Raw genomic sequence first — 2885 nt, forward strand, 5'->3', positions numbered from 1 at the left:
CGTGCCGCGTCGACCTGGCCCTGCCGCGCCAGCGCCTGCGCGCGCGCAGCCTGCGACTGCGCCCACAGGCGGCGTTGCAGCGCCGCCATGTCGCGCGTGCGCGAGCCGGCGGGAATGCGTTCGAGGTACTGGATGCCCGCCGCCGAGTCGCCGGTTTCGGAGGCGAGCAGGGCGCTGGCGTACAGCGCGTCGGGCATGTCGGGCTGCGACATCAGCAGCCCTTCCATCACGCCGCGCGCCTCGGACACCATGCCCTGCTTGCGGTAGATGTTGGCAAGGTCCAGGCGCACCCATGGGCTGTCGGGCGCTGCGAGCATCGCGTCCTCGAGCGTGCGTTGCGCGCCGGCCGCGTCGCCTGCTGCGGCCTGCTGGCGCGCGCGGTTGCGCGCCTGCTCGACCTGGATGTCGCGCAGGCCGCCCAACTGCGTGGCCTGTTCGGGTGTGAGGCGGCGCGACAGCGCCAGCGCTTCGTCGGGGCGGCCGGTCTGGCCGTACACCGAGATCAGCCCGCGCAACGCCTGCGTGTTCTGCGGCTTGCTTTCGAGCACGCGCTTGTAGCCTTGCTCGGCCTGCGCGAAGTCGCCGGCGGCGGCACGCAGGTCGGCCAGCGCGTTCTGGCCCACGGGTTCGCGCGGGTCGATGCGCACGGCGCGTTCGTACAGCGACTGCGCACCGCGCTGGTCGTTCCTGGCCTGCGCTGCACGGGCCTGCCCGACCAGCACCCAATAGTTGGCGCTTTGCAGCGCCGAGTTCCACTTGGTGGCGCCGCCGCGCACGGCGCGCTCCAGCAGCTCCTGCGCTTCGCCGAAGCGCTCCTGGCGCATGCGCACCAGGCCCAGGCCGCCCAGGGCCTCGGTGTCGTCGGCCTTGGTGCGCAGCGCCTGCTGGAAGCGCTGCTCGGCCGTGGCCGGGTCGCCGCGTTCCAGCGCCTTGAAGCCTTCGCCCACGGGCACGTCGGGCGCGTTCGCCGCCGTGGTCTTGGCGGTGGTGAGCGTTTCCAGCCGTGCGGCCACGGCCGCGTCGGCCTGGTTGTTGGCCAGGTAGTCCTGGTAAAGCGGAATGTCGGGCGCGCGTGCGTCCAGCCAGATCAGCGCCTGGCGCCAGGCGGCGCGCGCGGGGGCGGCCACGGTGGGCTGCTTGGTCAGCTCGACGAGTTCGCGGATGCCGGCGCGGCGCGTCGGTTCGCTGTAGGTCTTCTGCTGCGCGAGGGCAAGGCGGTAGTTGGCGTTTTCCGGATGGTCCTTCACCAGCTGCTCGAGGCCCTTGCGGCCCTCGTCGGCGCCTTGCGGCGTGCTGGCCAGTGCCTGGTAGAACTCCAGCGCCACCGATTCCGGCGGCGGCCGGTTGTCGAACAGGCTGCGGTACAGCTCGACCGCCTCGGCCGAGCGGCCGGCGCGCGCGGCGGCGCGGGCGCGCTGCAGCGTGCCGCCTTGCTGGCCGGGCTGCTGGGCCTGCTGCTGCAGGCGCGCCAGGCGGGCGTCATTGGGGTGCGCGGTGCGCAGGCGCGCGATCCAACTGCGGGCCTGCTCGGCGTTGTTGCGCGTCAGCTCGACCTGCGCCATGCCGTACATCGCGTCGGCCGACTGCGGGTTGACGCTCAGCAGCTTCTTCCAGCTTTCTTCGGCCAGGTCGGCGCGGCCCTGGGCCTGCCAGTAATTGCCCTGCTCGATGAGTGCGGCAGCGGCGTCGGCCTGCGCGAACGCCTGGCCGCCGGTGCCCAGCGCGGTGACCATGCCGATGCAGGCCAGCCATTGCTGGGTACGGAACGAGGGGGGACGCTTCGGCTTCAGGCCGGTCGATTGGGACGGCATAGCGTTCTCCATGATGTTTGCAACTGGCCGTTGCGGCCGAATTCATAGCGGCCGTCGAGCCAGGCTTGACCGAACAACAGCAGCGTCTGTTCGTAGTACGGCAGGGGTGCCGGGGGGGCGGCGCGCCCGGCGCCGGCGCGGGAGGTACGGCGCGCCCGCCGGGCACGCGGGCCACCTGCACGGCGAGCGCGTCGGTCTCGTCCAGCGCCTTGAGATAGGGCAGCAGCGCGCCCGAGAAACCCAGCGGCGCCATGCCGCGCACGGCGCCGGTCACGGTGTCGACGTATTCGGGCACGGGCTGCTTGTCGGCCAGCAGCAGGCGCGGGCCGCGCAACTGCATCAGCAGCATCTTGCGGGCCGGGTCCTTGTCGGACAGCATGCCCGCCCAGAGGTAGACGCGAATGGCGTCGTAGCTGCCGGTCACGCCCTTCACGGGGTCGGCCACGAAAGAGCGCGAGTCCTGCGACCACGCGCACCAGTCGGGCGCGAAGCCCTTGGGCGTGACGCCGCCGAACATGCGCAGCGTGTTGTCCGTGACCTCGTGCCACGGACCGCTCGGGTCGGCCTGCTGAAAGTAGCGCAGCAGCTGCAGCGGCATGTAGCTCGGGTTGAGGCGCCAGTTCGGCGCGCTCGCCACCGACTTGGGCCAAGGCAGTAGCATGCGGCCCAGGCCCGGCAGCGAGACGACCTCGTCGCGCACCACCAGCGCCAGCAGGCTGCGCCCGAGCGTGCGGTAGCGGTTGTCGTTCCACAGCCGGCCGGCTTCCATCAGCGCGTAGGCGATCCACAGGTCGGCGTCCGACGCCGCGTTGGGGTCGAGCACGCCCCAGCCGCCTTCGGGCTTGCGGCCCCATTGCCAGGCCGGCAACTGCTTGGCGAGGCTGCCGCCCGCGAGGTTGGCCTCGGCCCAGGCGAGCACGCGCGCGAAGGTGTCGCGGTCGTTGTGCACGAGCGCGAAGAACATCGCGTACGACTGGCCTTCGGAGGTGGACTGCTGCTGCGCGGTGTTGAAGTCGATGACCCGGCCGTCGGGCTGGATGTGGCGCGCCGCGAAGGCCGCCCAGTCGGTGGCCG

The 2885-nt window shown here is 72.1% G+C and carries 1 protein-coding gene and 1 pseudogene; both read right to left on the reverse strand.

Annotated elements, in window-relative coordinates; all coding sequences use genetic code 11:
• A partial coding sequence (locus tag BMG07_RS40295) for a tetratricopeptide repeat protein (protein WP_269759894.1) occupies positions 1–1733 on the reverse strand: 1733 nt, incomplete at its 3' end.
• A 301-nt stretch (positions 1734–2034) separates the two neighbouring features.
• Positions 2035–2850 (reverse strand): annotated as a pseudogene (gene bcsZ / locus BMG07_RS40300) (cellulose synthase complex periplasmic endoglucanase BcsZ); the annotation flags it as partial.
• Positions 2851–2885: the final 35 nt, after the last annotated feature.

This window comes from Variovorax sp. E3 (assembly GCF_016082275.1).
In the GTDB taxonomy this organism is placed as follows: domain Bacteria; phylum Pseudomonadota; class Gammaproteobacteria; order Burkholderiales; family Burkholderiaceae_C; genus Variovorax.